This is a genomic window from Alkalihalophilus marmarensis DSM 21297 (genome assembly GCF_000474275.2).
GTDB classification, from domain to species: Bacteria; Bacillota; Bacilli; order Bacillales; family Bacillaceae_D; genus Alkalihalophilus; species Alkalihalophilus marmarensis.
The window spans coordinates 16,888-41,576 of sequence record NZ_ATAE01000003.1 but is presented as its reverse complement, the minus strand read 5'-3'; the positions used below and the strand labels follow the sequence as shown (position 1 = coordinate 41,576).

General features: G+C 39.2%; 29 protein-coding genes. 10 read left to right on the top strand and 19 right to left on the bottom strand.

Annotated features, from left to right (window positions below; genetic code table 11):
* Position 1: 1 nt before the first annotated feature.
* Positions 2-1,045, bottom strand: a complete 1,044-nt coding sequence (gene hemE, locus A33I_RS00315; protein WP_022626490.1) for a uroporphyrinogen decarboxylase — start codon at positions 1,043-1,045, stop codon at positions 2-4.
* Positions 1,046-1,283: 238 nt separating this feature from the next.
* Positions 1,284-3,434, bottom strand: coding sequence for a transglycosylase domain-containing protein (locus A33I_RS00310; protein WP_022626489.1), 2,151 nt, complete (start codon positions 3,432-3,434; stop codon positions 1,284-1,286).
* A gap of 218 nt (positions 3,435-3,652) precedes the next feature.
* Between A33I_RS00310 and A33I_RS00305 the strand changes: the two genes are divergently transcribed.
* Positions 3,653-4,114 (top strand): antibiotic biosynthesis monooxygenase family protein, encoded by a 462-nt coding sequence (locus A33I_RS00305; RefSeq protein ID WP_235806150.1) that lies wholly within the window; start codon positions 3,653-3,655, stop codon positions 4,112-4,114.
* Positions 4,115-4,152: 38 nt separating this feature from the next.
* Here A33I_RS00305 and A33I_RS00300 read toward each other — a convergent pair whose 3' ends face one another.
* The 6 genes from A33I_RS00300 to A33I_RS00275 all read right to left on the bottom strand — a co-directional run bounded on the left by A33I_RS00300 (position 4,153) and on the right by A33I_RS00275 (position 8,842).
* Complete coding sequence (locus A33I_RS00300; RefSeq protein WP_031311268.1) at positions 4,153-4,785, bottom strand: response regulator transcription factor; 633 nt, start codon at positions 4,783-4,785, stop codon at positions 4,153-4,155.
* Entirely contained in the window at positions 4,760-5,854 is a 1,095-nt protein-coding gene (locus A33I_RS00295) for a HAMP domain-containing sensor histidine kinase (RefSeq protein ID WP_022626486.1), read from the bottom strand. The genes A33I_RS00300 and A33I_RS00295 overlap by 26 nt, the downstream gene beginning before the upstream one ends.
* Before the next feature lie 2 nt (positions 5,855-5,856).
* Positions 5,857-6,702, bottom strand: a complete 846-nt coding sequence (gene liaF / locus A33I_RS00290; RefSeq protein WP_022626485.1) for a cell wall-active antibiotics response protein LiaF — start codon at positions 6,700-6,702, stop codon at positions 5,857-5,859.
* 33 nt (positions 6,703-6,735) lie between these two features.
* The gene (locus A33I_RS00285; RefSeq protein WP_022626484.1) at positions 6,736-7,620 is read right to left on the bottom strand and encodes a DUF4097 domain-containing protein; all 885 of its coding nucleotides are present in this window, start codon (positions 7,618-7,620) and stop codon (positions 6,736-6,738) included.
* A 149-nt stretch (positions 7,621-7,769) separates the two neighbouring features.
* The gene (locus A33I_RS00280) at positions 7,770-8,417 is read right to left on the bottom strand and encodes a PspA/IM30 family protein (protein WP_022626483.1); all 648 of its coding nucleotides are present in this window, start codon (positions 8,415-8,417) and stop codon (positions 7,770-7,772) included.
* Positions 8,418-8,464: 47 nt separating this feature from the next.
* Positions 8,465-8,842 (bottom strand): LiaF transmembrane domain-containing protein, encoded by a 378-nt coding sequence (locus A33I_RS00275; RefSeq protein WP_022626482.1) that lies wholly within the window; start codon positions 8,840-8,842, stop codon positions 8,465-8,467.
* Positions 8,843-9,137: 295 nt separating this feature from the next.
* Here A33I_RS00275 and A33I_RS00270 point away from each other — a divergent pair, with 295 nt between their 5' ends.
* Positions 9,138-9,863: a cytochrome c biogenesis CcdA family protein gene (locus tag A33I_RS00270; protein ID WP_022626481.1), complete on the top strand. Its 726-nt coding sequence runs from the start codon at positions 9,138-9,140 to the stop codon at positions 9,861-9,863.
* Positions 9,864-9,899: 36 nt separating this feature from the next.
* Here A33I_RS00270 and A33I_RS00265 read toward each other — a convergent pair whose 3' ends face one another.
* From A33I_RS00265 to A33I_RS00240, 6 genes are all read right to left on the bottom strand, one after another.
* Positions 9,900-10,646: an EcsC family protein gene (locus A33I_RS00265; protein WP_022626480.1), complete on the bottom strand. Its 747-nt coding sequence runs from the start codon at positions 10,644-10,646 to the stop codon at positions 9,900-9,902.
* Positions 10,647-10,700: 54 nt separating this feature from the next.
* Positions 10,701-11,909, bottom strand: coding sequence for an ABC transporter permease (locus A33I_RS00260; protein WP_235806149.1), 1,209 nt, complete (start codon positions 11,907-11,909; stop codon positions 10,701-10,703).
* Between the two features lie 8 nt (positions 11,910-11,917).
* Entirely contained in the window at positions 11,918-12,661 is a 744-nt protein-coding gene (locus A33I_RS00255; RefSeq protein ID WP_022626478.1) for an ABC transporter ATP-binding protein, read from the bottom strand.
* A 177-nt stretch (positions 12,662-12,838) separates the two neighbouring features.
* A complete protein-coding gene (locus tag A33I_RS00250; protein ID WP_022626477.1) occupies positions 12,839-13,336 on the bottom strand; it encodes a PCYCGC domain-containing protein in 498 nt (165 codons plus the stop codon).
* A 242-nt stretch (positions 13,337-13,578) separates the two neighbouring features.
* Positions 13,579-14,241, bottom strand: coding sequence for a DUF3885 domain-containing protein (locus tag A33I_RS00245; RefSeq protein ID WP_022626476.1), 663 nt, complete (start codon positions 14,239-14,241; stop codon positions 13,579-13,581).
* A gap of 233 nt (positions 14,242-14,474) precedes the next feature.
* Positions 14,475-16,061 (bottom strand): long-chain-fatty-acid--CoA ligase, encoded by a 1,587-nt coding sequence (locus A33I_RS00240; RefSeq protein WP_022626475.1) that lies wholly within the window; start codon positions 16,059-16,061, stop codon positions 14,475-14,477.
* A 210-nt stretch (positions 16,062-16,271) separates the two neighbouring features.
* Here A33I_RS00240 and A33I_RS00235 point away from each other — a divergent pair, with 210 nt between their 5' ends.
* The 5 genes from A33I_RS00235 to A33I_RS00210 all read left to right on the top strand — a co-directional run bounded on the left by A33I_RS00235 (position 16,272) and on the right by A33I_RS00210 (position 20,145).
* Positions 16,272-16,706, top strand: a complete 435-nt coding sequence (locus A33I_RS00235; RefSeq protein WP_022626474.1) for an HIT family protein — start codon at positions 16,272-16,274, stop codon at positions 16,704-16,706.
* A 138-nt stretch (positions 16,707-16,844) separates the two neighbouring features.
* Entirely contained in the window at positions 16,845-17,933 is a 1,089-nt protein-coding gene (gene serC, locus A33I_RS00230) for a 3-phosphoserine/phosphohydroxythreonine transaminase (protein WP_022626473.1), read from the top strand.
* Positions 17,934-18,241: 308 nt separating this feature from the next.
* Positions 18,242-18,589 (top strand): YtxH domain-containing protein, encoded by a 348-nt coding sequence (locus A33I_RS00220; RefSeq protein ID WP_022626472.1) that lies wholly within the window; start codon positions 18,242-18,244, stop codon positions 18,587-18,589.
* 186 nt (positions 18,590-18,775) lie between these two features.
* Complete coding sequence (locus A33I_RS00215) at positions 18,776-19,372, top strand: HTH-type transcriptional regulator Hpr (protein ID WP_012957714.1); 597 nt, start codon at positions 18,776-18,778, stop codon at positions 19,370-19,372.
* Between the two features lie 227 nt (positions 19,373-19,599).
* Positions 19,600-20,145, top strand: a complete 546-nt coding sequence (locus A33I_RS00210) for a DUF3267 domain-containing protein (RefSeq protein WP_022626471.1) — start codon at positions 19,600-19,602, stop codon at positions 20,143-20,145.
* A gap of 47 nt (positions 20,146-20,192) precedes the next feature.
* On the opposite strand, the gene A33I_RS00205 is transcribed toward A33I_RS00210, so the two are convergent.
* Positions 20,193-20,786 (bottom strand): YpmS family protein, encoded by a 594-nt coding sequence (locus A33I_RS00205; RefSeq protein WP_161808671.1) that lies wholly within the window; start codon positions 20,784-20,786, stop codon positions 20,193-20,195.
* Positions 20,787-20,954: 168 nt separating this feature from the next.
* On the opposite strand from A33I_RS00205, the gene A33I_RS21215 reads away from it, so the two are divergent.
* A complete protein-coding gene (locus A33I_RS21215) occupies positions 20,955-21,134 on the top strand; it encodes a hypothetical protein (protein WP_012957711.1) in 180 nt (59 codons plus the stop codon).
* A 214-nt stretch (positions 21,135-21,348) separates the two neighbouring features.
* On the opposite strand, the gene A33I_RS20070 is transcribed toward A33I_RS21215, so the two are convergent.
* Both A33I_RS20070 and A33I_RS20065 read right to left on the bottom strand, forming a co-directional pair.
* On the bottom strand, positions 21,349-21,438 hold the full coding sequence (locus A33I_RS20070) for a YjcZ family sporulation protein (RefSeq protein ID WP_022626469.1): 90 nt from the start codon (positions 21,436-21,438) through the stop codon (positions 21,349-21,351).
* Positions 21,439-21,493: 55 nt separating this feature from the next.
* A complete protein-coding gene (locus A33I_RS20065) occupies positions 21,494-21,580 on the bottom strand; it encodes a YjcZ family sporulation protein (protein WP_075683146.1) in 87 nt (28 codons plus the stop codon).
* A gap of 288 nt (positions 21,581-21,868) precedes the next feature.
* On the opposite strand from A33I_RS20065, the gene A33I_RS00195 reads away from it, so the two are divergent.
* The gene (locus tag A33I_RS00195; protein WP_022626468.1) at positions 21,869-22,783 is read left to right on the top strand and encodes a peptidylprolyl isomerase; all 915 of its coding nucleotides are present in this window, start codon (positions 21,869-21,871) and stop codon (positions 22,781-22,783) included.
* A 147-nt stretch (positions 22,784-22,930) separates the two neighbouring features.
* Positions 22,931-23,053 carry a YjcZ family sporulation protein gene (locus A33I_RS20060; RefSeq protein WP_012957709.1) on the top strand — a complete coding sequence of 41 codons (123 nt, stop codon included), beginning with the start codon at positions 22,931-22,933 and terminating at the stop codon, positions 23,051-23,053.
* A gap of 283 nt (positions 23,054-23,336) precedes the next feature.
* On the opposite strand, the gene A33I_RS00190 is transcribed toward A33I_RS20060, so the two are convergent.
* Together A33I_RS00190 and yhaM are read right to left on the bottom strand one after the other, a co-directional pair.
* Positions 23,337-23,615: a sporulation YhaL family protein gene (locus A33I_RS00190; protein ID WP_022626467.1), complete on the bottom strand. Its 279-nt coding sequence runs from the start codon at positions 23,613-23,615 to the stop codon at positions 23,337-23,339.
* A gap of 62 nt (positions 23,616-23,677) precedes the next feature.
* The gene (gene yhaM / locus A33I_RS00185) at positions 23,678-24,637 is read right to left on the bottom strand and encodes a 3'-5' exoribonuclease YhaM (protein WP_022626466.1); all 960 of its coding nucleotides are present in this window, start codon (positions 24,635-24,637) and stop codon (positions 23,678-23,680) included.
* Positions 24,638-24,689 lie beyond the last annotated feature (52 nt).

Here is a 24,689-nt window from a genome sequence, read left to right as displayed (position 1 = left end):
GTTATCTAGAATGCTTCGCTGAATATTCATGAACAAATGCTGTTAAGCGTCTTAATGTATCTGGCTTAACCTCAGGGAACACACCGTGTCCTAGGTTAAAGATAAAGTTATCAGATTGCATACCTTGGTCAAGGATCGCTTTCGCACGCTCTTCAATTACATTCCAAGGAGCAAGAAGAATCGCTGGATCTAAATTTCCTTGAACCGTTTTTTGGATTCCGCGCTCGCGAGCTTCATTTACAGATAAGCGCCAATCAAGCCCTACAACATCCAGCGGCAGGTCATTCCATTCATTTGCTAAGTGACTTGCTCCTACACCGAACATAATTAAAGGAACATTCTCTTTTCTTAGTTCTGTGAATATACGGTTCATCACAGGTTTTACGAATGCACGGTAGTCAGCAACATTTAGAGCTCCCACCCATGAATCAAAAATCTGGATCGCTTGTGCACCTGCTGCAATTTGTGATTTTACATAAGTGATTGTGACATCACCAAGCTTGTCCATTAACATATGCCACGCCTCAGGCTCTGCATACATAAATGCTTTTGTCTTATTGTAATTCTTTGATGGACCGCCTTCGATCATGTAACTTGCAAGAGTAAACGGCGCCCCGCCAAAACTAATTAACGGCACGGTTAATTGCTCACGAAGAAGCTTAATCGTATCAAGAACATAAGGCACATCCTCTTCCGGATTAATCATTCCAAGCTTTTCAACGTCACCTTTTGAGCGAATCGGATTATCAATAACTGGACCAATGCCAGATTTAATTTCCACATCTACTCCGATTGCTGGAAGCGGAGTCATAATGTCTTTATATAAAATCGCTGCATCGTTGTTATATTGATCCACTGGGAGTTTAGTAACGTAAGCACATAACTCTGGCTGATGAGTAATTTCGAAAAGAGAATACTTTTCTTTAATTTTACGGTATTCTGGCTGCGAACGCCCTGCTTGTCTCATATACCATACAGGTACATGGTCATGCGCCTCTCCTCTACAGGCTTTTAAAAACGTATCGTTAAATGTTGGTTGAGTCATCTTGCCACACCTTTCTCAAAGTTCACTATGTATTAGTTTAATCGAATCCGTACAAAAAATCATGTTTTCTACCTCTTTACTATAATGACCATACAACGCAGTGTATAGCCATCCTTTAAAACTGTCATAAAATTGATGAATGTTCTTGTCTAAATGATGCTATTATCTTGCATGTTTCAAGCATTTTATAACAAAAAAGAGAATGGCCATGAGCAGCCATTCTCATACAAACCTCACTTTAAAATCCAAACCCAAAATTAAATTCAGCTTCCGCTCTGTTGGATGGGTCCCCTTCCTGATTCGTCACAGAATCAACCGGAGTGACTTCATATTGTTTAGAGGAAAAAGGATTAAAACGGCTGACAATGTATTCGCTGTTTCCTCTCACTGTCGCAAGCCTCTCTCGCTCTCCTTTATAAATCTCATAGACGTGATAATATACACGTTCATCCTCAGAGCCAGTCCAATCAAGCTCTACACTCATCAGACCGCCGCCGCCCATTTGCAGTTTAGCCGATAAATCCTCTACTTGGGCTAACCTTACTGGCGGCAGAAGCTCTTCTGCTTGATCTGGCTTTTTAAAGGCAACATTTTTCAACGGATCGTCTAAATCATTTAAAATATCCTTCATCATAACTGTTGGATAGGAACTGCCGCCTAGTAAGTATTGATCGGTCGTAGTGGTGTCATATCCCATCCACATCGAGCCAACTACAGTAGGAGTGTATCCGACAAACCAGGCATCCATCGTTCCTCCTTCTACCCCAGGGAAAGTGGTTGTACCTGTTTTCCCTGCTAAAGGTGTTTCCGCATTCCCGCTTCTAGCTGTACCCTCTTTTACGACAGATTCCAGCATCCTCGTCATGTACCAAGCAGTTTGAGGTGAAATGACTTCCGTTTCCGTTTGATTTGCTCGCCCGACAAGTTCTCCATTACGATCATAGATTTCCGAGATGAAATAAGGGTCGACTACCTTTCCATTTCCTGCAAATACTCGGTACGCTTTAGCCATTTCAAGTGGAGTAACCCCCTCTTCTAAGCCGCCAAGTGCAATGGATAAGCCTTTATCAGGAATATCTAACCCTAAATGTTCTAGAAAACGAGTAGATTCTTTAACACCGAGCTCATTTAATAACCAAACGGCTGGCGCATTCGTGGAGTGCGTAATCGCATCATACATTGTCATTTGCCCGCTGTATTCCCCATTTAGGTTCCGCGGAGAATAATCACCGTATGTGAGCGGTTCATCCCGGAGCATCGAATACGGTCCGTACTCGCCCTCTTCAAGTGCTGGTGCAAATACAGCTAATGGCTTAAACGCTGACCCAGGCTGACGCTTTGATTCTACTCGGTTTAATCCACGGCGTACATATTCCCTGCCGCCCTGTGCCGCAAGAACACCGCCTGTCTCTACATCCATAAATACGGCTGCTGCTTCTGCTCCTTCGTTTCCATCAGGAAAATAATCATCATTTTGCAGACGTTCAAACGCAGATTGCTGCAGCTTCTGATTCATTGGTACAACAATTTTGTAGCCGCCAGATAGCACCTCTTGGCTCGATAATTGATATTTACGCTCAGCCTCCTCTAACACCATATCAATATACGTTAGAAAAGCCTCATTTTCGGTAATCTTATTATGGTCTACTGCAATGGTGCGTCCTTTATAACGAACAGATTCCTCTGCTGTGATATAGCCCCTTTGCTCCATGACAGATAACACGACATCACGCCGTTGTTTACTGCGCTCTGGGTTTGAGATCGGTGAGTAGCTGTTCGGTGCTTTTGGAAGCCCTGCTAAAAGAGCCCCTTCATCTACCGTCAATTCACTAACAGGCTTATTAAAATACAATTTAGATGCCGCTTGGACTCCATATGCACCATGTCCAAAGTAGATACGATTTAAATACATCTCAAGAATTTCATCTTTACTGTATTTCCGCTCAAGGTTCATGGCAATCATGACTTCTTTTGTTTTTCTCAGCCATGTTTTTTCATTTGATAAAAAGACATTTTTCGCAAGCTGCTGAGTGATTGTACTTCCACCTTCAACTTTAGCACCCGCTAAAATATCTCTATATACTGCTCTCCCTATCGCACGAAAATCAATTCCTTGATGTTCATAAAATCTTGCATCCTCAATCGCTACGAAAGCTTGTTCAACATGGTCAGGTATATCATCAATTGATACAATCTCTCTATTTTCAATATATAATTTCGTTAAGAGTTCGCCTTTTTCATCGACGAGAGAGGTTGTTGCACTCATTACCAGCTTCTCATTATCAATAGCGAAGTTACCCGCTAAGAGAATAACAAGATATCCTACGAGTCCTATCAATACAGTTGAGAGAACAACGATTATGGCAAATGATATTCGTTTAAGCAGCATACCATCCCTCCTTTTTTACTAGTATATCCCAATTTATAACAGTCACTCTAACTCAAGTCTTCTATTATAACTGAGATTGCCTTTATTTTAATCGTAATCATCTCTTTTGCCAATATTCGAGTGAATACGATATACTTTTTACGAAGAAAACCAGCTAAATGTTTCAAAACCTATTTTATATGAATAAATCAAAGAACATCCTTAGGAGGGAAATGCGTGTGAGAAAAGTGGTTTTATCAAAAGTACCATTCAACGATGCTGCATCGATTCAACTTACATCCGCACAACAAAACGTATATTACATTGAAGATACACGAGAGGATTCAGGAGCTGGTGAAGTATATTCTGTTTTAAATGAAACAGGAAACATACCTGATGCGGGATTTGTTGTGTTAAATAATATCCCTGTTTCAGCAGACGGGCGCGGAATGTTTGAAGAAAGATTCCAAAATCGTGCTGGTTTAGTCGAGAAAGAGCCTGGCTTTAAAGCGATACGAATTTTGAGACCAGAAACATCTGACACCTACATCGTGATGACGGTTTGGAAAAGTAAGGAATACTTCAAGAAATGGCAGGAATCGAATGCCTATAACCACGCTCATAAAAAACGCGGGACAAAAGAAGGACTTGGCTCCTCGATTTTCCCACGGCCTTCATATGTGACAGAATATACGATTTAAACAAAAACGACTCGAGTACACACTCGTGTCGTTTTTGTTTATTTTACGAGCCCGTGCCTATGTGCATAAATAGCAATCTGAGTACGGTCTTCAAGAGCTAATTTTTGAAGAATATTACTGACATGTGTTTTGACCGTCTTGATTCCTATAAATAAACTCTCAGCTATTTCTTGATTTGACTGCCCCACACCTATCAGCTTTAACACTTCTAATTCACGAGGGGTTAATTCTTCATGCAATGCTTTTTCTTTTTGCGACCTCATATGGTTCATCATCTTGTTCGTTACTTTCGAAGCTAGTACAGGTTCCCCGTCCGCCGCTTGACGGATCGCTTGAGCAATCTCTTTGGCCGACGATGTTTTGAGTAAATAGCTAAACGCACCTGCTTCAATTACTGGATAGACTTTCTCATCATCAATAAAACTTGTTAAAACAATCACTTTACAGAGCGGCCTATCCTTCATGATGGTTCGTGTGGCTTCAATACCATCCATTTTCTCCATCACAAGATCCATCACAATGACATCTGGCTCGAGCCGTCTGGTCATTTCTACTCCTTCTAGTCCATTACTAGCTTGGCCTATCACTTCAATATCAGGCTGTGTTTCGAGAAAAGCAGACATCCCCATACGGACCATTTCGTGATCATCCACTAAGAGTACTTTCACCAGGTTGTTCCCCATTTCGCTCCCCCTTGTGTCCATCTTTCTCATTCCCTTTCCATGCAATAGGAATTTTCACTTCCAGCTGTGTTCCTTGTAGTGGTACGGATACAATATTCAATACTCCTCCGATATCATTCATCCGTTCTTTCATCGTTTGAAGTCCGTATGATTCATGCGAAATATCATCTACTTTAAATCCTACTCCATTGTCGATGATTTTCATGATGATCTCTTGAGGCATTTCTTTTAACAAGAACTCAACGGCATTAGCTTCTGAATGTCTTAAAATATTTGAGATCGCTTCTTGAATTAAACGATACATTTGATCCTCTATCCCTTGTGGCAGGTCTGAATCAATATCAACGAGGAAGCTTACTTCTACATCATGCTTTTTTTCTAATTCTAAAAACAGCTGCCCCGCTCCCTCTTCTAAGCTTTTTCCTTCTAGGTGAGCTGGACGTAAATGGAGCAATAGTGCACGCATCTCAGCTTGAGCGGTGTTCGCCATCTTTTCTACCATTTCTAACTGTTCTTCCTGTTTTTCATCACTCGACCTTAAGGCAGCAGTCATCATGGAGATTGCAAATAACTGCTGGCTCACAGCATCATGAAGCTCCCTTGCTAAACGCTGTCTCTCTTCTGTGACAGCAGCCTTCTTGACGGTATCCTGCATCTTAACCCTTTCTGTAGAAAGCCTTTGGAGTGAAGCGATTTGCTCTTCAATTTGAGCAGCCATCCGGTTCATCCGCACTGCAAGCTCAGTCAGCTCATCGGCTCCTTGTTCTGTGAGTCGATGAGAAAAAGTACCTCTCTCATAACGCATGGCTCCATGCACGACTTCATCAATTCTCCTTTTTAAAGGCAGAGCTTGAATGACTCCTGCTATGATGCCAACAAGTAAAAACGTCGCTATCAGCCAGACAAAAAGAGGAATTTCAATTAATCGGAGATCAATTAATAAAAGAAGTCCTCTCGGTTCTTGATACGTTAATAAAAACGCTGCAAAGATGATCACTAAAAGAGCTAAGAACACATTATGACGGATAAACTGCCAGAGAAGGCGGGAAAGTCTCATTTTCATATCCTTCTCACCGTCACTTCCCCAAGTGCCATTGATAGGACCAGCTTCACTCTTCTTTTTGACTGCTTGTATTGAGAAGGTGCCAGACTCACTTGCTGATTAATACCTGAATGTTTCTCATGAAAAACAGTTAATTCTCCTGCAAGAGAAGAGGCTTGAACAGCTACTGTTAAATCATCCGGGACATACACATTGACCTCTCCAATAAATGCTTGAATAACAATAATGGTCTCACCTTCTGAAATCATTGCTTTTGATAGATCTATTTTTACGCTTCCAAGGGCAGACCATATCGTTAAATCTCGCAATTCAAACTGTTGGTTCATGTAATGGATATCTCCAACAAAGTTTTTTCTTACAATCGGCTCATAGGCTGCCTCTGGAGCTTTGGATGAGGTTGAAGTAGAACCACTAGGAGAAATAGAGGGATCTAGGTCTCCCTCCGAAATAAAGGGTTCTTGCTCACTTTTAGACGTATTTTCCTTCTCAGATGCTTGGCTAGGAGCTTCTTCTTGTGTCATCTTAAGCCTTTGTTCACGTTCGGCATGAGATTTTTTTGTCTTTTTTTGGCTTTTTACTAATTTAAGGCCGTAATAAAAACAAATAACAGCTAAAATAAGTCCAATAAAATTAATAGAAAATAATTGATCCAAAAGAATACTGCCGCTGATGATAAAGAAAATAGCCGCAATCAGCTTGCGTTTGTTTTGATAAAAATAATAACCAAGGAAGAAGAAGATGAGCGGGGCAATTAATCCGCCTGTTGCAAAGCTAAGCACACCCATCAGAAACCAAATTCCAAGGATCACCACAATAACTCCAATTAACCCATGCTTACTCATCCACACTCCCCCTTTCCTCTACTTTCACTACCACTATTTATTTAATAATTTAGTATCTCCCGATACAGTGACAGCCGTAACAACATATTCTCCGCTTCCAGCTGTTCCTTTTAAACTTCTCGATTGAAATTGCTGCTCTGTTAATTGCTCATCGATCGTAAATCCACCTGATGTTGTCTTTAAATCTACCTGGGCATTTAAATTTCTTACCCACATCGTAATATCACCGGATACCGTTTTCAGATGAGCATCTTTATGATCGTGTGTATATGTTACCAAAATATCTCCTGAAACGGTATTAGCATCTAATTCTCCACTGAAACTTTTTACCTCAATATCTCCAGACGTACTCTTTATGACTAGATTCTCACTTTCAATAGAATCTGCTTGGAGATCGCCTGAGGTGGAATGGATTGAGACCTCATCAGCGGTTATGAGGCTAGAGTGAACATCCCCTGAAATGGTTTTTAAAAATACCTCTTCACTTTCAAGCGGGGTATTTATAGTTATGTCTCCTGATACAGATTTCGCCTCAAAGGAGGAAATATTCACTTCAGGAATATATATAATCATTTCTGTACTTCTTCGTGGGGATAAAAACGGAATAGAGATGCTGTTTCTTTCTTCCATTCTTATAGTGAGTCGATTTCCACGTTCTTCTACACGTAATGTTTGGTTTCGTCTTTTATCGATCACATCAATACTCATATTTTCATTGGTTGACGGTTCTACTCTAAGATCAACAGAGGTGCTTTCAATGAATAATTCGGTGTTTTCTTCTAAAGGGTGATCGACATTTTCTACTTTTTCTCCTCCAGTATTAAGACCTGATAAATTAAAAACCGATAAGGAACCAAAAGTTGATAAAAAGAGAACAGCTCCGATGATAATTAAAGCGACCCCAGCAATTTTTTTCATATAATCCTCCCCTGCACTAAGCTTTCATCACGGTTACACTCGATACTTATAAACTCACCTACAAAGTATATAGAAAATATTTCCTATAGCCAATATTCATTTTTAAAATTGAACATTTTATTTAACAAAAAGCAAGGGGGATCCCTTGCTTAATGAGATGCTTGTTCATTCAGTTTTTCTTTTAACCGACGCACTTCATCTTCTACTTCGAATTCATTATTTGCCTCAAATAAATCACTTCTAGATGATGTTATCACACTATCTTCCCTTATCATCAGCTGCTCATCATATCGCTCAAATTCATCATCAAGATCTATTAACGATTGCTTTTGAGCTGGTTTTACATGTTTATGTGTTTTTGCTGACTGCATTCTTAAGGCTAGTTCAACTTTCTTTTCACGTAATTGGTTATATTGATCTTGGAGCTTTTCAATTTCTACTTCATAATAATGCTTCACTTCCATGCTTTTATGAGTCAGTTCACCATATCGAACCACCTGATTGGCTAGGTGCTTTTTATCAAGTAATAATTTTTTTGCAAGCTGATCCTCACCAGACTTTAACGCATCTACAGCCTGTTCCTCTCTTTTCACCATTAATCTTTCAGTCATGTCTTTATCACGCTTAAGCATATCTTGAATCTGCCTTTGCTTTTGAATCGTACGTTCAGCTTTTTTTATCGATTCTTTCACATCTCTGATATGCTGCTTCACCATCATTTCTGGATTTTCAATACGATCTAATCCTTCATGTATCGTTGCTTTAATATACCGCTCAATTCTTTTCAATGCTGACATCGTAATTCCTCCTTGTATTTAACACTTGCTATTTAACACTTGATTTATTATTTTTTTATTAATCGGTCAAACTCTGCATCTAAAGAGTCATAATCAGATCCATAGTTATCTTCATCTTCTTCGTCTTCCTGCTCTGTTTTTTGGACAACTAACTTATAGCCAAAGTAAACAAGCAAGAGGCCAATCGCCAAACTGACGACACCGCCCATTCCTCCAAATAAAATAACGGCACCTAGAGCTAGTAAGACAATACTTGATGGAGACCATCCTGTTTCCTGCCATTTGGTATAACCAAGGTACATCAGCCAAGCTCCTAATACTAAGCCGATTAAGCCTCCTAAATGAATCCCAAACATACTAAGGAGAATGCTTACACCAATGAATAATAGGATCGCTCCTCCTAACGCTTTTGCTGCTCTTCTCATTTTCACCCCTCCTTGCCTTTCGTTACTTCTATTGTAGGAAACAGCATCAAAATTGACCCCTTGCCTGAGCACGGTTTTCTCTCCGCCTCTAGACCGATCTTTCTCTCGGACCTTTATCACTTCTTTGTCACTTCTTTGTCACTTCAGTGAACAAATTGTTTTTCAAATGAAATAAATTAGAGTTATGGTATATACTTTGTACGAACAAGCTTAAGGATTTTTTCTTTCATAAGTGAAATGATAGAATAGTTTTACTTGCTTTTGCATGGACTAGTAGTATACGGAGGTGACGTTATTGGGTGAAGTAACGATATGGCTTGCGTTTCTTGCGGGGATTGTATCCTTTTTATCTCCTTGTGTATTTCCACTAATGCCGGCTTATTTAGCACAATTAACTGGAACACAAGTGACAGGAAATGAAGTGGCCGCTGACAGAAAGATTATTTTAATGAGAAGTCTGGGCTTTGTAATGGGATTTACAAGCATTTTTCTTTTGCTTGGGCTTTCCACATCACTCATCGGGCAGGCTTTCTGGGATTACAGACCACTTATAGAGCAGATTGGCGGAATCATTATTACGATTTTCGGTTTACAAATGATGGGCGTCATTTCTATACGGATGCTGTTATCTGATAAACGAATAAAAGCAAAACCACGTAAGTCAAGCAGCTTTGCAGGATCTGTTCTGCTTGGATTTCTATTTGGCTCGGGATGGTCGCCTTGTATCGGTTTAGTTCTTTCATCCATTTTATTTTTAGCAAGTCAGGCAGATACAATGTGGAATGGGATGTTCTTACTCTTAATGTACTCATTTGGCTTAGGCATTCCTTTTGTCGCAGTAGCGCTTCTTTGGTCTCGCTCTCTTGATAAAATGCGCCGCCTGAACAAGTGGCTCCCTACGATTCAAAAAGTGAGCGGGGGAATTATGGTAGCATTGGGTATTCTTTTATTTACAGGACAGTTCAGTATTATTTCTGCTTACCTGCAGCGCATTGCTACAAACTTACCTTTTAATTTGTAATGAAAGAATTCTTCACAAAAAAACGGAGGGATCAATTTACAGATCCTCTCCGTTTTTTTCTTGTTCAAATAATCGAATTCTGTAACTATTCATTGCTGTTTCACCAAGCAGATCAAGAAAATGATAGTTAGCTGCTGCCCCCACGATAGCACCAAAGCCTGGTATCATCTGCAGCATTTTCGGTAAATCAATAAAGTCACGATAGTTTAATTGAAACTCTTTCCAATCAACATGCTCCATGTACTCTCTTTTACTAGGCAGATAATTGTACTCCTCTTCCCACTCTTCAATCCGCTTCAGAGCTTCAATACGCTTATCTCCGCTCGAGAAGGCAAGCTGGAAAAGACGCAAGACAAAAAGTCTTTCCCTGTAATCTCTTACATCATAGCCATATGCCTGGGCTACATCGAAGAGAAATTTCATTTTTATTCCGAGCAATAGAGGGAAATCAGCTAAACCAAGCAGAATGCCACCAGCACCAGTACCTGCCCCCTCAGCAGCTGCTGTTCGTTTATATGATTTGATCAGCTGTCTAACTTTTTCTTCACGTTCTTCTAAACTTAAATCATACATGGGTTCTTTATTGGCAGTATGCTCTGTTCCAGTTAACGTAGCTTGAACCATATTTTTAATACCTGTGGTTACCACCGTATGAACCCTCTCAGGTATCATTGTATTCATTTTCACTTGAAGCTTTTTTGTGTAACGGCCTGCCATTGAAGGACGTTTTAACAGCTTCCTTTTCCATCGTGTTACTTCTTCTTTGGCATTTTCCTTATACATTAGCACACTCCTTTTATATCCAGTCCTTTCTACTAATAAATGAGCAAAATGAGTTTACCATGCCTGCTTTTTGCGCTTATGAATCCATGTGGTGCTTCCGAGATAGCTGAACAATATCCCTATTGCAAGGCCAATTGCTGTAATTAAATAAGTAGAGCTGACCAATAAAACTCCTGTTAAGACAGCAGTCATAATGAGCAGCAGCCTGAAGCTGATCGTCGTAAGTGCTTCTTTTCTGTCTCCTTTTTCAATCGGATATAGGTCTACCCACATATTCGTATCATAATGAAACCATAACGTAGACAGCTGCATCATTACCATATGCATAAATAAAAGAAAAACAGCAATCTCCATCCATCCGTTTGGAAGTATGGCTAATAAGAAGCTTGCAACGACGATAAGTCTTACATACACTCCTAAGTAGTCATTTGCACGGATAAACGTTCGCGCAAATAAATAATGATACACGCTTTTTTTGTTCGCAGATAAGAATCCGAGCATTCCGTTTAAATACGAGCGGCTTCTCACTTGTTCCTTTAATTGCGGCACATCCGTAAATGCATTGGCAATACGATAGAAGAACATCAGCATTTTCTGCTCTACCGAAATTAAATGTTCCCATTTAATTGAAAGCTTCACAGCTAGTTTTTGATAATAGAACACGTACAACAGCGCCATGATTCCAACTACGGCTATTAAATAGATGAAATCAGCACCTGAAAATAACAGGTAAGTAAATACTCCATTCACTATAAGACGTAATAGGAAGTGTGAGCCTCTCTCCTGACCGCTAGCAAAACGCTGCTCCTGCCAGATGCTCGCTACATTCCAAGCTTTTGCAATAAGCAGCATTAGTAGTACAAACCAGAAGCTTCCTGATTCATTTGAAATTCTTAATGCAAAAAGTGGTGCCAAGACAATAAAGATAACGAGCATCACAAAAGATTGCAGAATGTATGAATAGATCTGAGAAGCTCTGAAATATCGATCGAGCATGGACTCATAAGGCAGTAAAAACACTACATCTGCCTGCTTCACAAATGTCCTGATACGGCCTCTTGTTAAAATAATCGCAAATATGACTGTAAACACCCATAAAGAAGGGAATGCTTCCGGTAATTCTTCTAATGCCTGACTATAATAGAAGCTTCCAATTAAAATGAGAAAGTAAACCGTAAATAAAAAACCGCTGTTTCCGATTAAGCGTAGATAACGTATTGCTTCATTCCAGTAAGAACTGATCCGCTCACGCCAAAGAGTCATCCCATCCCTCATAGGACCGCGTCCTTTGTCATCTTAATATAAATATCATCTAATGTGGCTTCAGGCATCTTAAGTTGATTTCTCATTTCATCAAGTGTCCCAGTTAGCACCACTTTTCCATGATGAAGGATGACAAACCGATCACAGTAACGTTCTGCCGTTGCTAGAATATGGGTAGACATTAAGATAGCTGAACCGCGTTTTCTCATATCAGAAATGAAATTAAGAAAAGATTGAATACCAATCGGGTCAAGACCAACAATCGGTTCATCGACGATATACACAGGCGGCTCCACTAAAAATGCACTCATAATCATGACTTTTTGGCGCATCCCTTTAGAAAAATGACTAGGAAACCATTTTTTCATTTTTGTCATTTTAAATTCTTTAAGCAAGGCTTCTGCACGCTCTTCAAATACTGCTTGATCAAGATTGTAAGCAAGCGCCGTTAATTCAAGGTGCTCCCATAATGTTAATTCATCATATAGAATCGGAGTTTCAGGTATGTATGCATATGAACGACGGTATTCATTAGCAGCTTCGTGAAATGTCTTTCCTTCAATAGTGACACGGCCTTCATGAGGCTCAAGTAGTCCTAATATATGTTTAATGGTCGTACTTTTCCCTGCTCCATTTAAGCCGATTAATCCAACAATCTCTTCTTGATTAACAGAGAAATTCACATCATGCAGCACTGGCTTTTTAGGGTGATATCCCCCAGTAAGATGTTCTATTTTTAAACGTTGATTCATCGTTTGTTTGCCGCCTCCTTGGTTTAACTCTAATTATTCTACTCATTTATATAATATTCTAAGATCCTTATATCCTTTTGATTGTACCAAATGAATGACTACCTTCTCCACTCGCACCCTAAAAACCTCTATAAAACAAGTAAGAAGTAACCGATTTCGGCTACTTCTTATTCTTTCTTATGCATTTGGCTGCGGCGTATCTGTTGGTTCAGCATACCCCTCTTTATAATGCTCATCAATAAGATCACGAATGTCTTTTTCCGACATCCCATTATCGTACAATTCCATCGACGCATGTGCTATCTCAAGGCAAACACCACATTTAGCCCCGTGATCATCCCACACAATAGAGCCGTCTTCACCCCGCTCATTAATAAAGCAATCAAACGTGCTGCGATGACCTACAGATTCCCCGCATCCACAATAGCAAGGCATATGTTCAAGCAGCTCTTGATAATGAGGTGTACGCTCGTAAATCTGTGCAATCGAATCTGGATGGTTTTCTAAAAATGTTGGCAAAACGCTCGCCGATGTTGTTTCTTCATGAATATCGCCCATCATCATCGAATGATCAGCATGCTCATCAGAACCCTCATCCACCGCGCCATTATTCGAACACCCAGCTGCCGGAAAAGCTAATAATATAACTACAAGAAAAAGACCTATTTTCTTCATATCCATTCTCCCTTCACAAGGTAACCACCCGTATTATAGCACGCCCTACCCAAAGAAAATGTGAATAAAAAAAGAAAAGCGAAGGCGACCGGGCTGGCATGCGGTAAAATGAGGGGAAGCGATTAGAAGCGCTTTTTGCTTCGTTCGATTCACCGTTTTTACCCGCAGGACAAGGAGCCGCAGCTAGACAAAGAAAAGCGAAGGCGACCGGGCTGGCATGCGGACAAATAAAATCTAATACCCTACCTGTCTATTATTGAATTATTTTGAAAGACTTTATCAATTTGATTGCGATCATAGTCTAATATCCAGTCATTATATTTATCGTAAATAGCCCGTATTCTATCAATCGATGTAGCAATTAAGTCACAGCCCCGATCATCGTAAATATGAAAGATGGTTTCCTTTTCAAGATTTATAAAATAGACATCATGAGAAATAGCTGGCTTAAGCCCCATATCTTGATTACAAATTGCTTTTATCATAGGGCTGTAACGTATATCAGCAGTCGTGCATTTCAAAGTAAATCGATGAGTTCTGTATATTCCTTCGTCGTCATCTTCTGGGAAAACAAAAGGAATGCTCCGTTGCTGCAGCTTATACAAAACGGATTTCTGCTTCACATACTTTGAAAAGATATTTAGTGTACGTTTAAAGCTTTCTCCATCAGCAAAATCATTTACATCTATCACTAATAGGATTTCATCATCAGGCTTATGTAAAGATTCAAATAAAGTTACCGCTCTATTATTTACCCCTTTTAAATATGGGCAGTTTTCATATACACTTTCACTGTCATAGTCCATCCCTAATTTAAAACGAATACAGATGTTCCAATCATAAAATAATGGTGGTTTAAGCGTTAAAGCAGGGAAATTTTCTTGCATATATTCATCTAACACCATGGTTAAACCTCCTAGACTTATAGAGCTTTCAAGCAAGCCCTTTTATATTAGTTCCCTCTAACGTCCTCACTAGTTTTATTCTACTCCAAAATTAATAAAGGTCACTATCTATATTGATAGAACCGATATTTTCTACAAGATTATCCCCTGTATTATTTACATTATTCTCTCAAATAAAAGAAGCAGTCCAACTTGATTGCTCATTGGACTGCTCCCTCTCTTAAATACGCTTATTAGTTAACCATTCTTGCTCCTTCGCCCCAATATTCTTTACGGATTTGAACCTTTTGGATTTTTCCAGAGGCCGTTTTTGGAAGTGCTTCTGCAAATACTACGCTTTTAGGAGCTTTAAAATGAGCCATTTTACTTCTAGCAAATTGAACCACTTCTTCTTCAGTAAGCTGATGTCCCTCGCGCAATACGACGACAGCGTGTGGAACTTCTCCCCACTTCTCGTGAGGAACAGCAATGACCGCTGCTTCTAAAACAGCAGGATGCTCATATAGGACGCCTTCTACTTCAATAGAAGAAATATTTTCTCCACCACTGATGATTACATCTTTTTTACGATCAACAATTTCCATATAACCATGTTCATCTACAGTGGCCATATCCCCCGTATGCAGCCAGCCATCACGAATCGTCTCACTCGTAGCATCAGGGTTTTTCCAGTAGCCTTCCATAACGCCATTTGAACGGACAACAATCTCTCCGATGCTTTTGCCATCCGCCGCTACTTTCTCACCATATTCATTCACAACCTTCAACTTTGATCCAATCATCGGATAGCCTGTTTTTGCTTTTAGACGAGCTTTCGCTGCCTCATCAAAAGAAAGCTGTTCTGAACGGATTTGAGAAGTTGTTACAAGCGGGCTTGATTCAGTCATTCCATACACTTGAATAAACTCCCAGCCCAATTCTTCCTCCACACGTGTTACAAATGCAGGAGGCGGAGCAGACCCAGCGATCACGACTCTCATATTATCCCTTTTCGGCACATTTTCTGTTTTAGCATATTCAAGCAGCATATTTAAAACAGTAGGTGCCATATGAGCTACGGTTACCCCATTTTTCTCGATTTTTTCAAAAATAGTTTTCGGATCGATTTTTCTAAGCATTACTTGCGTTGCACCGTTCGCTGTGTAATAAAACGGCGAACCCCATCCATTCACATGGAACATTGGCAATACATGCAGCAACGTATCTTGATCACTCACACGCAAATGATGCTGAGTGCTTAAAGCATGCAGGTAGTTGCTGCGATGCGTTAACATAACACCTTTGGGATTTCCTGTTGTACCGCTAGTATATAAAATATTTGCTAGATCATTTTCCTCTAAAGGAACACGTTTAAACTCGTCTGTTGGAAACTGACTGAGCCATCGCTCATATGAAAGCCCTGCTTGTTGATCCTCTTTAGCTCCATGAATGATAATGTATTTTACTGTTTCTAGCTTATCAATTACCGGCTCCACTAGAGGGTACAATTCTTGGTCAACAAAAAGCACTTGAGATTCACTATGATTTAAGATAAACAAGTAATCTTCTGGTTTTAATCGTGTATTTAAAGAAGTCATCACTGCTCCTACCTGAAACACGCCATAGAAGCCTTCAAGCATATCTTCTGTATTGGGAGCAAGGTAAGCAACTTTGTCTCCTTTTTGAATACCTAGTTTTGTTAATCCATAAGACAATTGTTGTACTCTTTCATTTAATTGCTGATATGTAAGCGTTCTCTCTTCTCCGACAATAGCTGGCTTATCCCCATATAATTCAACAGCACGATCTAGAAAATCAAGCAAAACTAAAGGTACATGCATAATCGTTCCTCCTGCTTCTGATTTATTTAAATTTTCTAACTATATCATACCATAGAGCCCTTTCTGTGCCAATAACACACTGTTGTTTATCTTCTGTTACAAAACAGAAGAACGACTTGCATGTCCATAACTCACTAAGATATAGTAGAAAAAAGAAAATTAATCCATATTCTATCTATGTTTATCCAAACGAATCGAAAGGGTGATAAGATGTCTAACGATGTAAATTGTATATTTTGTAAGATCATTAAGGGAGAGATTCCTTCTGCAAAAGTGTATGAAGATGAAAAGGTTCTAGCTTTTATGGATATTAGTCAAGTTACAAAAGGGCATACATTATTAATACCTAAAGCTCACAAGACAGATGTGTTTGAGCTTGATACAGAACTTGCCAGCCACCTTTTCTCAGTTGTTCCGAAATTAGCAAAAGGCCTTAAAGCTACATACAAGCCGGAAGGATTAAACATAGTAAATAATAATGGGGAAACAGCTGGCCAAACTGTCTTTCACTATCATGTCCATTTAATTCCTCGCTACGGTAAGGGTGATGGATTTGGCGCAGTATGGAAAGATCACAGCTCAGACTATAAGCCAGAAGAATTGCAAGAAATGGCAGCTGCTATTTCTGCACATGTTACGAACTGACCAAATGGTCAGTTCTTTTTTTCTGTACATTCAGAAAATATCTCTCCTTTCTTCTCCTTTTTTAAATAAATTATGGTACGATAATCGTATTAGAAAAAAACATTACTGTAGTACCGAATTAAAGGAGTGGAGAGAGAAATGAGCAAACAGGTTTTTAACTTTAATGCAGGTCCTTCAGCCCTGCCTAAGCCAGTATTAGAAAAAGCACAAGAAGAATTACTTAATTTCGGTGACAGCGGCATGTCAGTTATGGAGCTTAGCCACCGCAGCAAAACATACGAAGCAGTCCATCAAGAAGCTAAACGTTTACTAACCGAACTCTTAGAGATTCCTGATAACTACGAGATTCTCTTTCTTCAAGGCGGCGCCAGCTTACAATTTTCAATGATTCCGATGAACTTGCTTAAAGAAGGTAAAACAGCAAGCTTTGTTATGAGTGGTTCATGGTCTGAAAAAGCCCTAAAAGAAGCTCAATTAGTTGGCGAAGCGAAGATTCTTTCCTCTTCCAAAGATGAGAATTACCGTTCAATCCCTGAAGTTAACTCATCTGATATTAATGCAGATGATGCATATATTCACATTACATCAAATAACACCATCTTCGGTACACAGTGGTCAACGTACCCAGATACAAAAGATGTTCCTTTAATTGCAGACATGTCGAGTGATATCCTCTCGCGACCGATTGACGTCAGCAAATTTGGAATGATTTACGCAGGAGCACAAAAAAATCTTGGCCCTTCCGGAGTGACAGTTGTTATTATCAGTAAAGATTTGCTAGAGAGCGCCAATGAACAAATTCCAACTATTCTTCGTTACCAAACGCACGCTAAAGCCGATTCTCTATACCATACCCCACCAACATTTGCGATCTATATGCTTAGGAATGTTTTACAGTGGGTGAAGGATCAAGGCGGCGCAAGCGGTATTGCTCAAACAAACGCCCAAAAAGCGCAGCTCCTTTATGCTACCATTGATGAAAGCAATGGCTTCTATACGGGACATGCGACAAATGAAAGCCGTTCTCATATGAATGTAACGTTCACTTTACAAAGCGAGGAACTGACTAAATCTTTCTTAAGCGAAGCAGCTGAAAGAGGCTTTGTCGGTTTAGGTGGACACCGTTCTGTTGGGGGATGTCGTGCATCAATTTATAATGCTGTTCCATTAGAAGCTTGTGAAGCACTAAGAGCATTCATGGTTGAATTCCAAAATAATCACGCTTAATTAGAAAGAGAGCTGTAAATGAACAGCTCTCTTCTAGACATATACTAAAAGCCATCCAGATAGGACCCCACTGATGATAAAACATGTAAACATGATCAATATTGTTTTTCTCCAATAGGTTCTCTCTGAAGCATCTTTCGTTTTCACAAACCTTGAAATTGAATAAATGAGACTATACATCAATAATAAACTTACAGATAGTACCAATAAAATGAGTGCGTGCTGCATAGTCATCTTCCCTCCTTTTTTTATTGTATGAGCGGCAGATGGCCCACATGACGATCAATTATGGATGAGGTGAGAAAAATATGCATATTAAATCTTTACTTTCTGGGATTGTTGCTGGAGTTATAGTAGCAGGTACTGCTACTATATTCACTACCCCAGCATCGGGTCGTGAGCTTCAAGAAACGTGTAAAGATCGAGTTCAAAAAGTACGTAAAGATGTTAAGCAATTTTCTAATGATTCCATCGTATTAAAAGAAAAAGTAACAGAAACAACTCAGCTAGGCATTCAATCAATTAAAGCAGTTAGCTCAGAAGTGAAAGAAAGTATTTCTGACTGGCAAAAAGAGGTTCAGCCAAGTATCGATCAGCTAAGAAAAGATACAGAAGAACTTCAACGCCGAGTATCTCAGATGAAGCAGCTAGATTAAGCTGCTTTCTCTTTAGTAAATAATCACTATATAAATATAGATTCACAAACATTTTTTAGAAAATTTTTAAAAAGAAGAGAATTCCTCTTTCTTTTTGACACATTCCTTGTCATAATAAGTAATAAAAGTATTCAGAAATAGCTTTATAAAAGATAAAGAAATATGAAGCGTGATAGGGGGAGAAAAATGGAGCCAAACGAACCTTACTCTTTAAAACAGTCTGTTATTTTCAATCATAAGGTTGCGCAATTAAGTAAAGCACTTTGGAAGTCGGTAGAGAAAGATTGGCAGACATGGATTAAACCATTTGATTTAAATATTAATGAACATCATATTCTCTGGATTGCTTATCATCTTGACGGTGCGTCTATTTCAGACATAGCCAAATTCGGAGTGATGCATGTATCAACAGCTTTTAATTTTTCAAAGAAGCTGGAAGAACGCGGTTTCCTTACGTTTTCAAAAAAAGAGAATGATAAACGTAACACATATGTCTGTCTAACAGAAGAAGGAAAGGAAATGTTTCTAAAAACATTAGAAACCTATGAGCCTAGCACATATGGAGTGTATGGGGGCGCCCTTCCAATCAAAGAATTATACGGTAAATTCCCAGAATTCTCTGAAATTATGAGCATGCTTCGCCATATCTATGGTCCTGATTTTGTAGATATGTTTGAACAAACCTTACAAAAGTTCGAAGAAGGCTTTACTGAAGAAGAAGGCCGGTTGTCTCCAAGACGCCCAATGCTTGATGATCATTCTCTTACGAAAGAGTCATCTTAACAAGATAAAAAAATGCGGAACGATTTTTAAAAATCGCTCCGTTTTTTTATTGTCTTTTTTTATTATTGTCGAAATCCTTTTATTTTTGTCACAGGTATTGCATTTCCTAGAAAAAGGGCGTAAATTATTCAATTAGGTTGAGCATTAAATTTACTAGTTATCTTTTATTAGATTCGACCTTATTCAACCACTTGTGGTTCAACTTGTTTTGGAGGTGCAGCTTAGATATGAACTGCTGGAAGACCATTAATATTTCTCGTGATTATGGAACGTTGCGCCTAATCATGTTTTCATCAAGCACTGTTTTACTATCATTTTTATTTTATTATTTAGTCATGAGCACGATTGTGCAGACAACTGAATTTACTCAATTTGGCTTTGTGACAGTGGTGTTAAGTTTGTTTTGCTTAGTCCTTACACATAAATTGCTTCACTGCCTTCCCATTTGGTTATTTGGCGGGCGGGCAAAGATCAAAATCAGTACAAAGAAATTATTGTTCCCTTTAATGGATATCAAATTAAGGGAGCCGCTTTCCCGAAATGTTTACTTATTGGCTCTATTTTCACCTTTAGTATTCATTACAACAGCAGGTGCGGCAGGATCCATTATGTGGCCGCAATTTTTACCTTATTTTTCGATCCTTACATCGATCAATTTTGGCTTGGCCTTTTATGATTTGGTTTACGCTTCTCACCTAATGAAAGCACCTAAACAGTGTTATATTGAGGATCATGATGAAGGCTTTCATATTCTAATAAAGCAAGCAGTATAGCAAAAAGCAGAACCCAGTGGTGTGGATTCTGCTTTTTGTATGTTGAATTAATTATTTACGATCATCTCAAACGTGATTTCATCTTCAGGTAAATTGATGGCTTTTGCTCTAAAATCAATTTTCGGATCAACATCAATTTCAGTGACTTTTATATGTGCCAAACGATCTGCAGGATAGATATCTACCCATTCAGGCAGGTCAGCATACTCTTTAATCAGCTGCATAGCCCTGTCCTGTGGAAGCTGCAGGATACCGACCGATATATGATCAGCTAGCAATAGAACATCGCCATTCTCCCTCACTTGTGGTTCAAAATGCATTTCTAAAGGGACTCTTTGACCTAAAATACTAAACTCGGACCTAAATTCAATCAATTCATTTCCAAGCTCTACTACATATGGAACACCAGCGTCTTGTTTTTCGATTTCCCTCGCGATTAAACCATTTAACTTACTTTTAGAAGTTTCAATTGTAAATGCTGCTTCACTATCCACCGGAGCAGCTTGTGATAGATGATCTTCATCAATTGGACCTGTAAATCTGATGACAAAAACAAAAGCAATAATAAGCACGATAATATTTATTGCGAGCAGCGTTAAAAACGCTAATTTAAATGGAAACTTATTTTTCGGTCTCTCCATCTCTCCATCACCTCCCCCTTTAATCATACGTACTCTTATTCTATTTTACAAACCACCTAACCCCTGCATTCCCCTTATCATAAAAACTAAATCATGCATACTTCTATCTTTTTTTAAAAAGTTTTGATAAAGTTTAAGATAAGACAAAGCTAGACTGGAGGCAATTGAATGGTCTTATTTCTGGTATTTTTTGCCCTATTTATTTTGTATATGATCAATACAATGACGGATGCCTTATGTGAACGCAAAGAAATCCCGTCTGAAAAACAACCAAAAGTTTTTCGCACAATTAATATCTTAATGACAATTTTACTAACATCCACATACGTAAAATTCATGTTTACCTAGAAAAGCGAAGGCGACTGGGCTGGCTTGAGGAAATATCAGGGGCAGCGATATACAGACTCTCTTTGTCTTTATTCGATGCACCGTTATTTCCCTCAGGACAAGGAGCCGCAGCTAGACACGAAAGGCGAAGGCTTTGACTTTCGTTAAAATTAGTGAAAGGTCTATGTAAACAAAAAGAATGGGGCGCAATAGCGCTCCATTCTTTTTTGGGTGATTAGCAGCACCAAGAAGCACCGATAATCACTAATAAGATAAATAACACGACGATCAACGCGAATCCGTTATATCCATAAGAGTGACCCATTGTCTAATCCTCCTCCCCTTAGTAAAGTGTTAAACCGTAAAGAGGTGTGTAGATGCTAGCACCAAGCTGCACCGACGATTACTAATAAGATGAACAACACCACGATTAACGCAAAACCTCCACCATGATATCCTTGAGACATAAGAACACCTCCTCTTTGCTTTGTTAGGATATACTATGCAAATGTCTTGATTAGGTACTAGGCGATTGCCCTAAAATTATGAGACTACGTTTTAAACAGTACTGAAAATCATTCTCTAACAGAGTAATCTATGGTATAGTTATGTCTGAAAGAAGGATCGACTGTTCATTGTATAAAGTATGTGGGCCAGCTAAGAAGGTACATAGAGATTATAGATGATTCAACAAAATGGTTGGAACATAATCGTAGAAATTCAATGAATAGCGACAATTTTGAGGAGTTGAACTCATGAATAAACGAATGATCGCAGCTGTTGGTCTTGCATGTATGACTGCTCTTGCAGCTTGCAGCAATGATGATACTGCAACTGATTCTAATGTAGTAGTGACTGTGGATGGAAATGAAGTAACTGAAGCTGAATTTTATGACAAGATGAAAGAACGATACGGCCAAGCAACATTAGAGGAAATGGTGCAACGAGTTCTAATTGCTGATGCTAAGGATGAACTAGGCGTGACTGAAGAAGAAATTGAAGAAGGAATTGAGAACTTTAAAGGACAATTAAATGTCGAAACAGACGAAGAATTACTTGAAATTCTAGATGCTCAATTTAATATGACGTATGAATCTATGGATGATTTTGTAGAAGACATGATTGTTCCACCAATTGTTCTTGATAAGTTAGCCAAATCTGAAGTGAACGTAACTGAAGAAGATAAACAAGCTTATTACGAAGAGAATGAAGAACTTTATGCTGAGCAGGTTCAAGCGAGTCATATTTTAGTTGAAGATGAAGAAACAGCAAACGAAGTCCTTGAAAAGATTGAAGCGGGAGAAGACTTTGGAGAATTAGCTGCTGAATATTCAATGGATGGCTCTGCTACTCGCGGTGGCGATTTAGGATTTTTCGGTACCGGCGAGATGGTACCTGAATTTGAAGAAGCTGCTTTTGCACTAGAAGTCGGTGAAGTAAGTGATGCTGTTGAATCTCAATATGGATTCCATATTATTAAAGTAACTGATCGTAAATCTGGTTATGAAGATTTTGCAGATGATATCGAACAAGCACTGATTCAAGAACAATCTAAATCAACAGAGGAAGTATTACGCGACCTTGTCGACAATGCAACGATCGATATTAAAGACCCTGAGTTTGCAGACCTTTTTGAGGAAAGTGAACCAACGGAAGAGACAACCGAATAATAACAAAGCCGGCACTTTAATTGATAAGTGCCGGCTTTTCTCTTGCTTAAGCGCCCAAATTGCACTAGAGCCTATGTCAAAAACTAGACGCTTGCATACGTTAGATTAGGGGATAGCCCTAATCATAGTTTTGAAAGGATGATTATCATGTCAAAAAAAGGTCCAGTACAAGGCGGCTACGATTATGGATACGGCGATAACGGATTTTGCCTGCTAGTGATCCTATTTATCTTATTAATCATTGTAGGCTCAACGTTCTACTGCTGCTAGACATGAAAGGCGGAAGGGTTCGCTAAGGTATGAAGGCGGTGGAGCCTTTGGCAATAAAAAGCGTTCTTGGCTTTGTTTGCCAAAGCGAAGCGACCAAATACCTGAACCCTGCAGCTAGACATGAAAGGCGGAGGCGACTGGGCTGTCTTGCGGTAAAATGAGGGGAAGCGATTAGAAGCGTTCTTGGCTTCGTTCGATTCACCGCTTTTACCCGCAAGGCAAGGAGCCAAAGCCAGACATGAAAGGCGGAAGGGCAAACAAAAAGAAGGATCATAGCGATTAGCTATGATCCTTCTTTTGTGCGGCGTGCTCGTTCTTCTGCCAGCCTCTCCATATACACATTACCTTCTTTTTCAATCCATTCTTGTTCAAATTCACGTTCTTCACGTGAGTATTTCATTGAAAGGTAGCCGCTTAAAAGGATTCCTCCGATAACAAAATACACCCACCATGGACTTGCTAACAGCACTGCTCCAATAGCTGTCTGAGTTAACACGAATAATACTGCTAAAATTAATAGTAATATCAACGCTAGTCGTTGGTTTTTTTGTCGTTTCTCCAATTCATATCCCCCCTGCTTGTCTTCTTTTAGTAGAGAATATGTAACAAGAGAGATAAATAGAACTAGATATCTAATGGAGGTTCATGAAAAGCAGGCTTGTAGAAACTGCGATTATCTAAAGCCATTACTCGCTCAGAAAATTCACCAGGCTGAACCCGCTCTAAAGCGCGATCCATCATGTTAATTTTCGCATCAATATTATCGATCATATGAAGAACTTCCGCTTCACGTACGACTGGAACTTTAGGTGAGCCCCACTCTCCTTTTCCATGATGGCTCAGTACCATATGTTGAAGAATCAAGACCTCTTCTCCTTCAAGCTCTAATTCTTTAGCTGCATCTGCAATCTCATTTACCATGATTGAGATATGTCCAAGAAGCTTTCCTTCAATCGTGTAATGCGTATCTATCGGTCCTGACAACTCCCGTACCTTACCCAAATCGTGCAAGATCACACCAGAATATAAAAGGTCTTTATCAAGAGTTGGATATAGGACAGCCAAGTCTTTTGCAATCTTTAACATGGATACAACATGGTAGGCTAATCCAGAAACAAATTCGTGATGGTTTTTCGTTGCTGCTGGTGATTCTAGAAATTCTTGCTGGTGTTTCTTCAATAAGAATCGGGTAATGCGGTGAATGGTAGGATTTTTCATTTCAAAAATATATTGAGTAACTTCTTCAAGCATATCCTCTGGCGATATAGGCGCAGACCGGACAAAATCAGCCACCTTTACATTATCCATAGCAGTTGTAGGTCTGATGCTTGTAATTTTTAACTGAAGGCGTCCACGGTACTCAATAACATCACCTTGTATATGTACAATGGCTTTACTAGCAAATGCCACTTCATCTTCAGGCGAACAACCCCACAGCTTTGCTTCTATTTCCCCTGTGTTATCTCCTAAGATTAACGTTAGGAACGGTTTACCGTTACTTGCAATCCCTTTTGTTGCTGTCTTGATTAATAGATAGGTTTCAATCTTCTCGCCTACTTTATGATAGCGGATCCCTTTACTCAACCGTTTCACCTCATTTTACTAAATCTATTTTTATCATCTGCTTTTTTGTGCT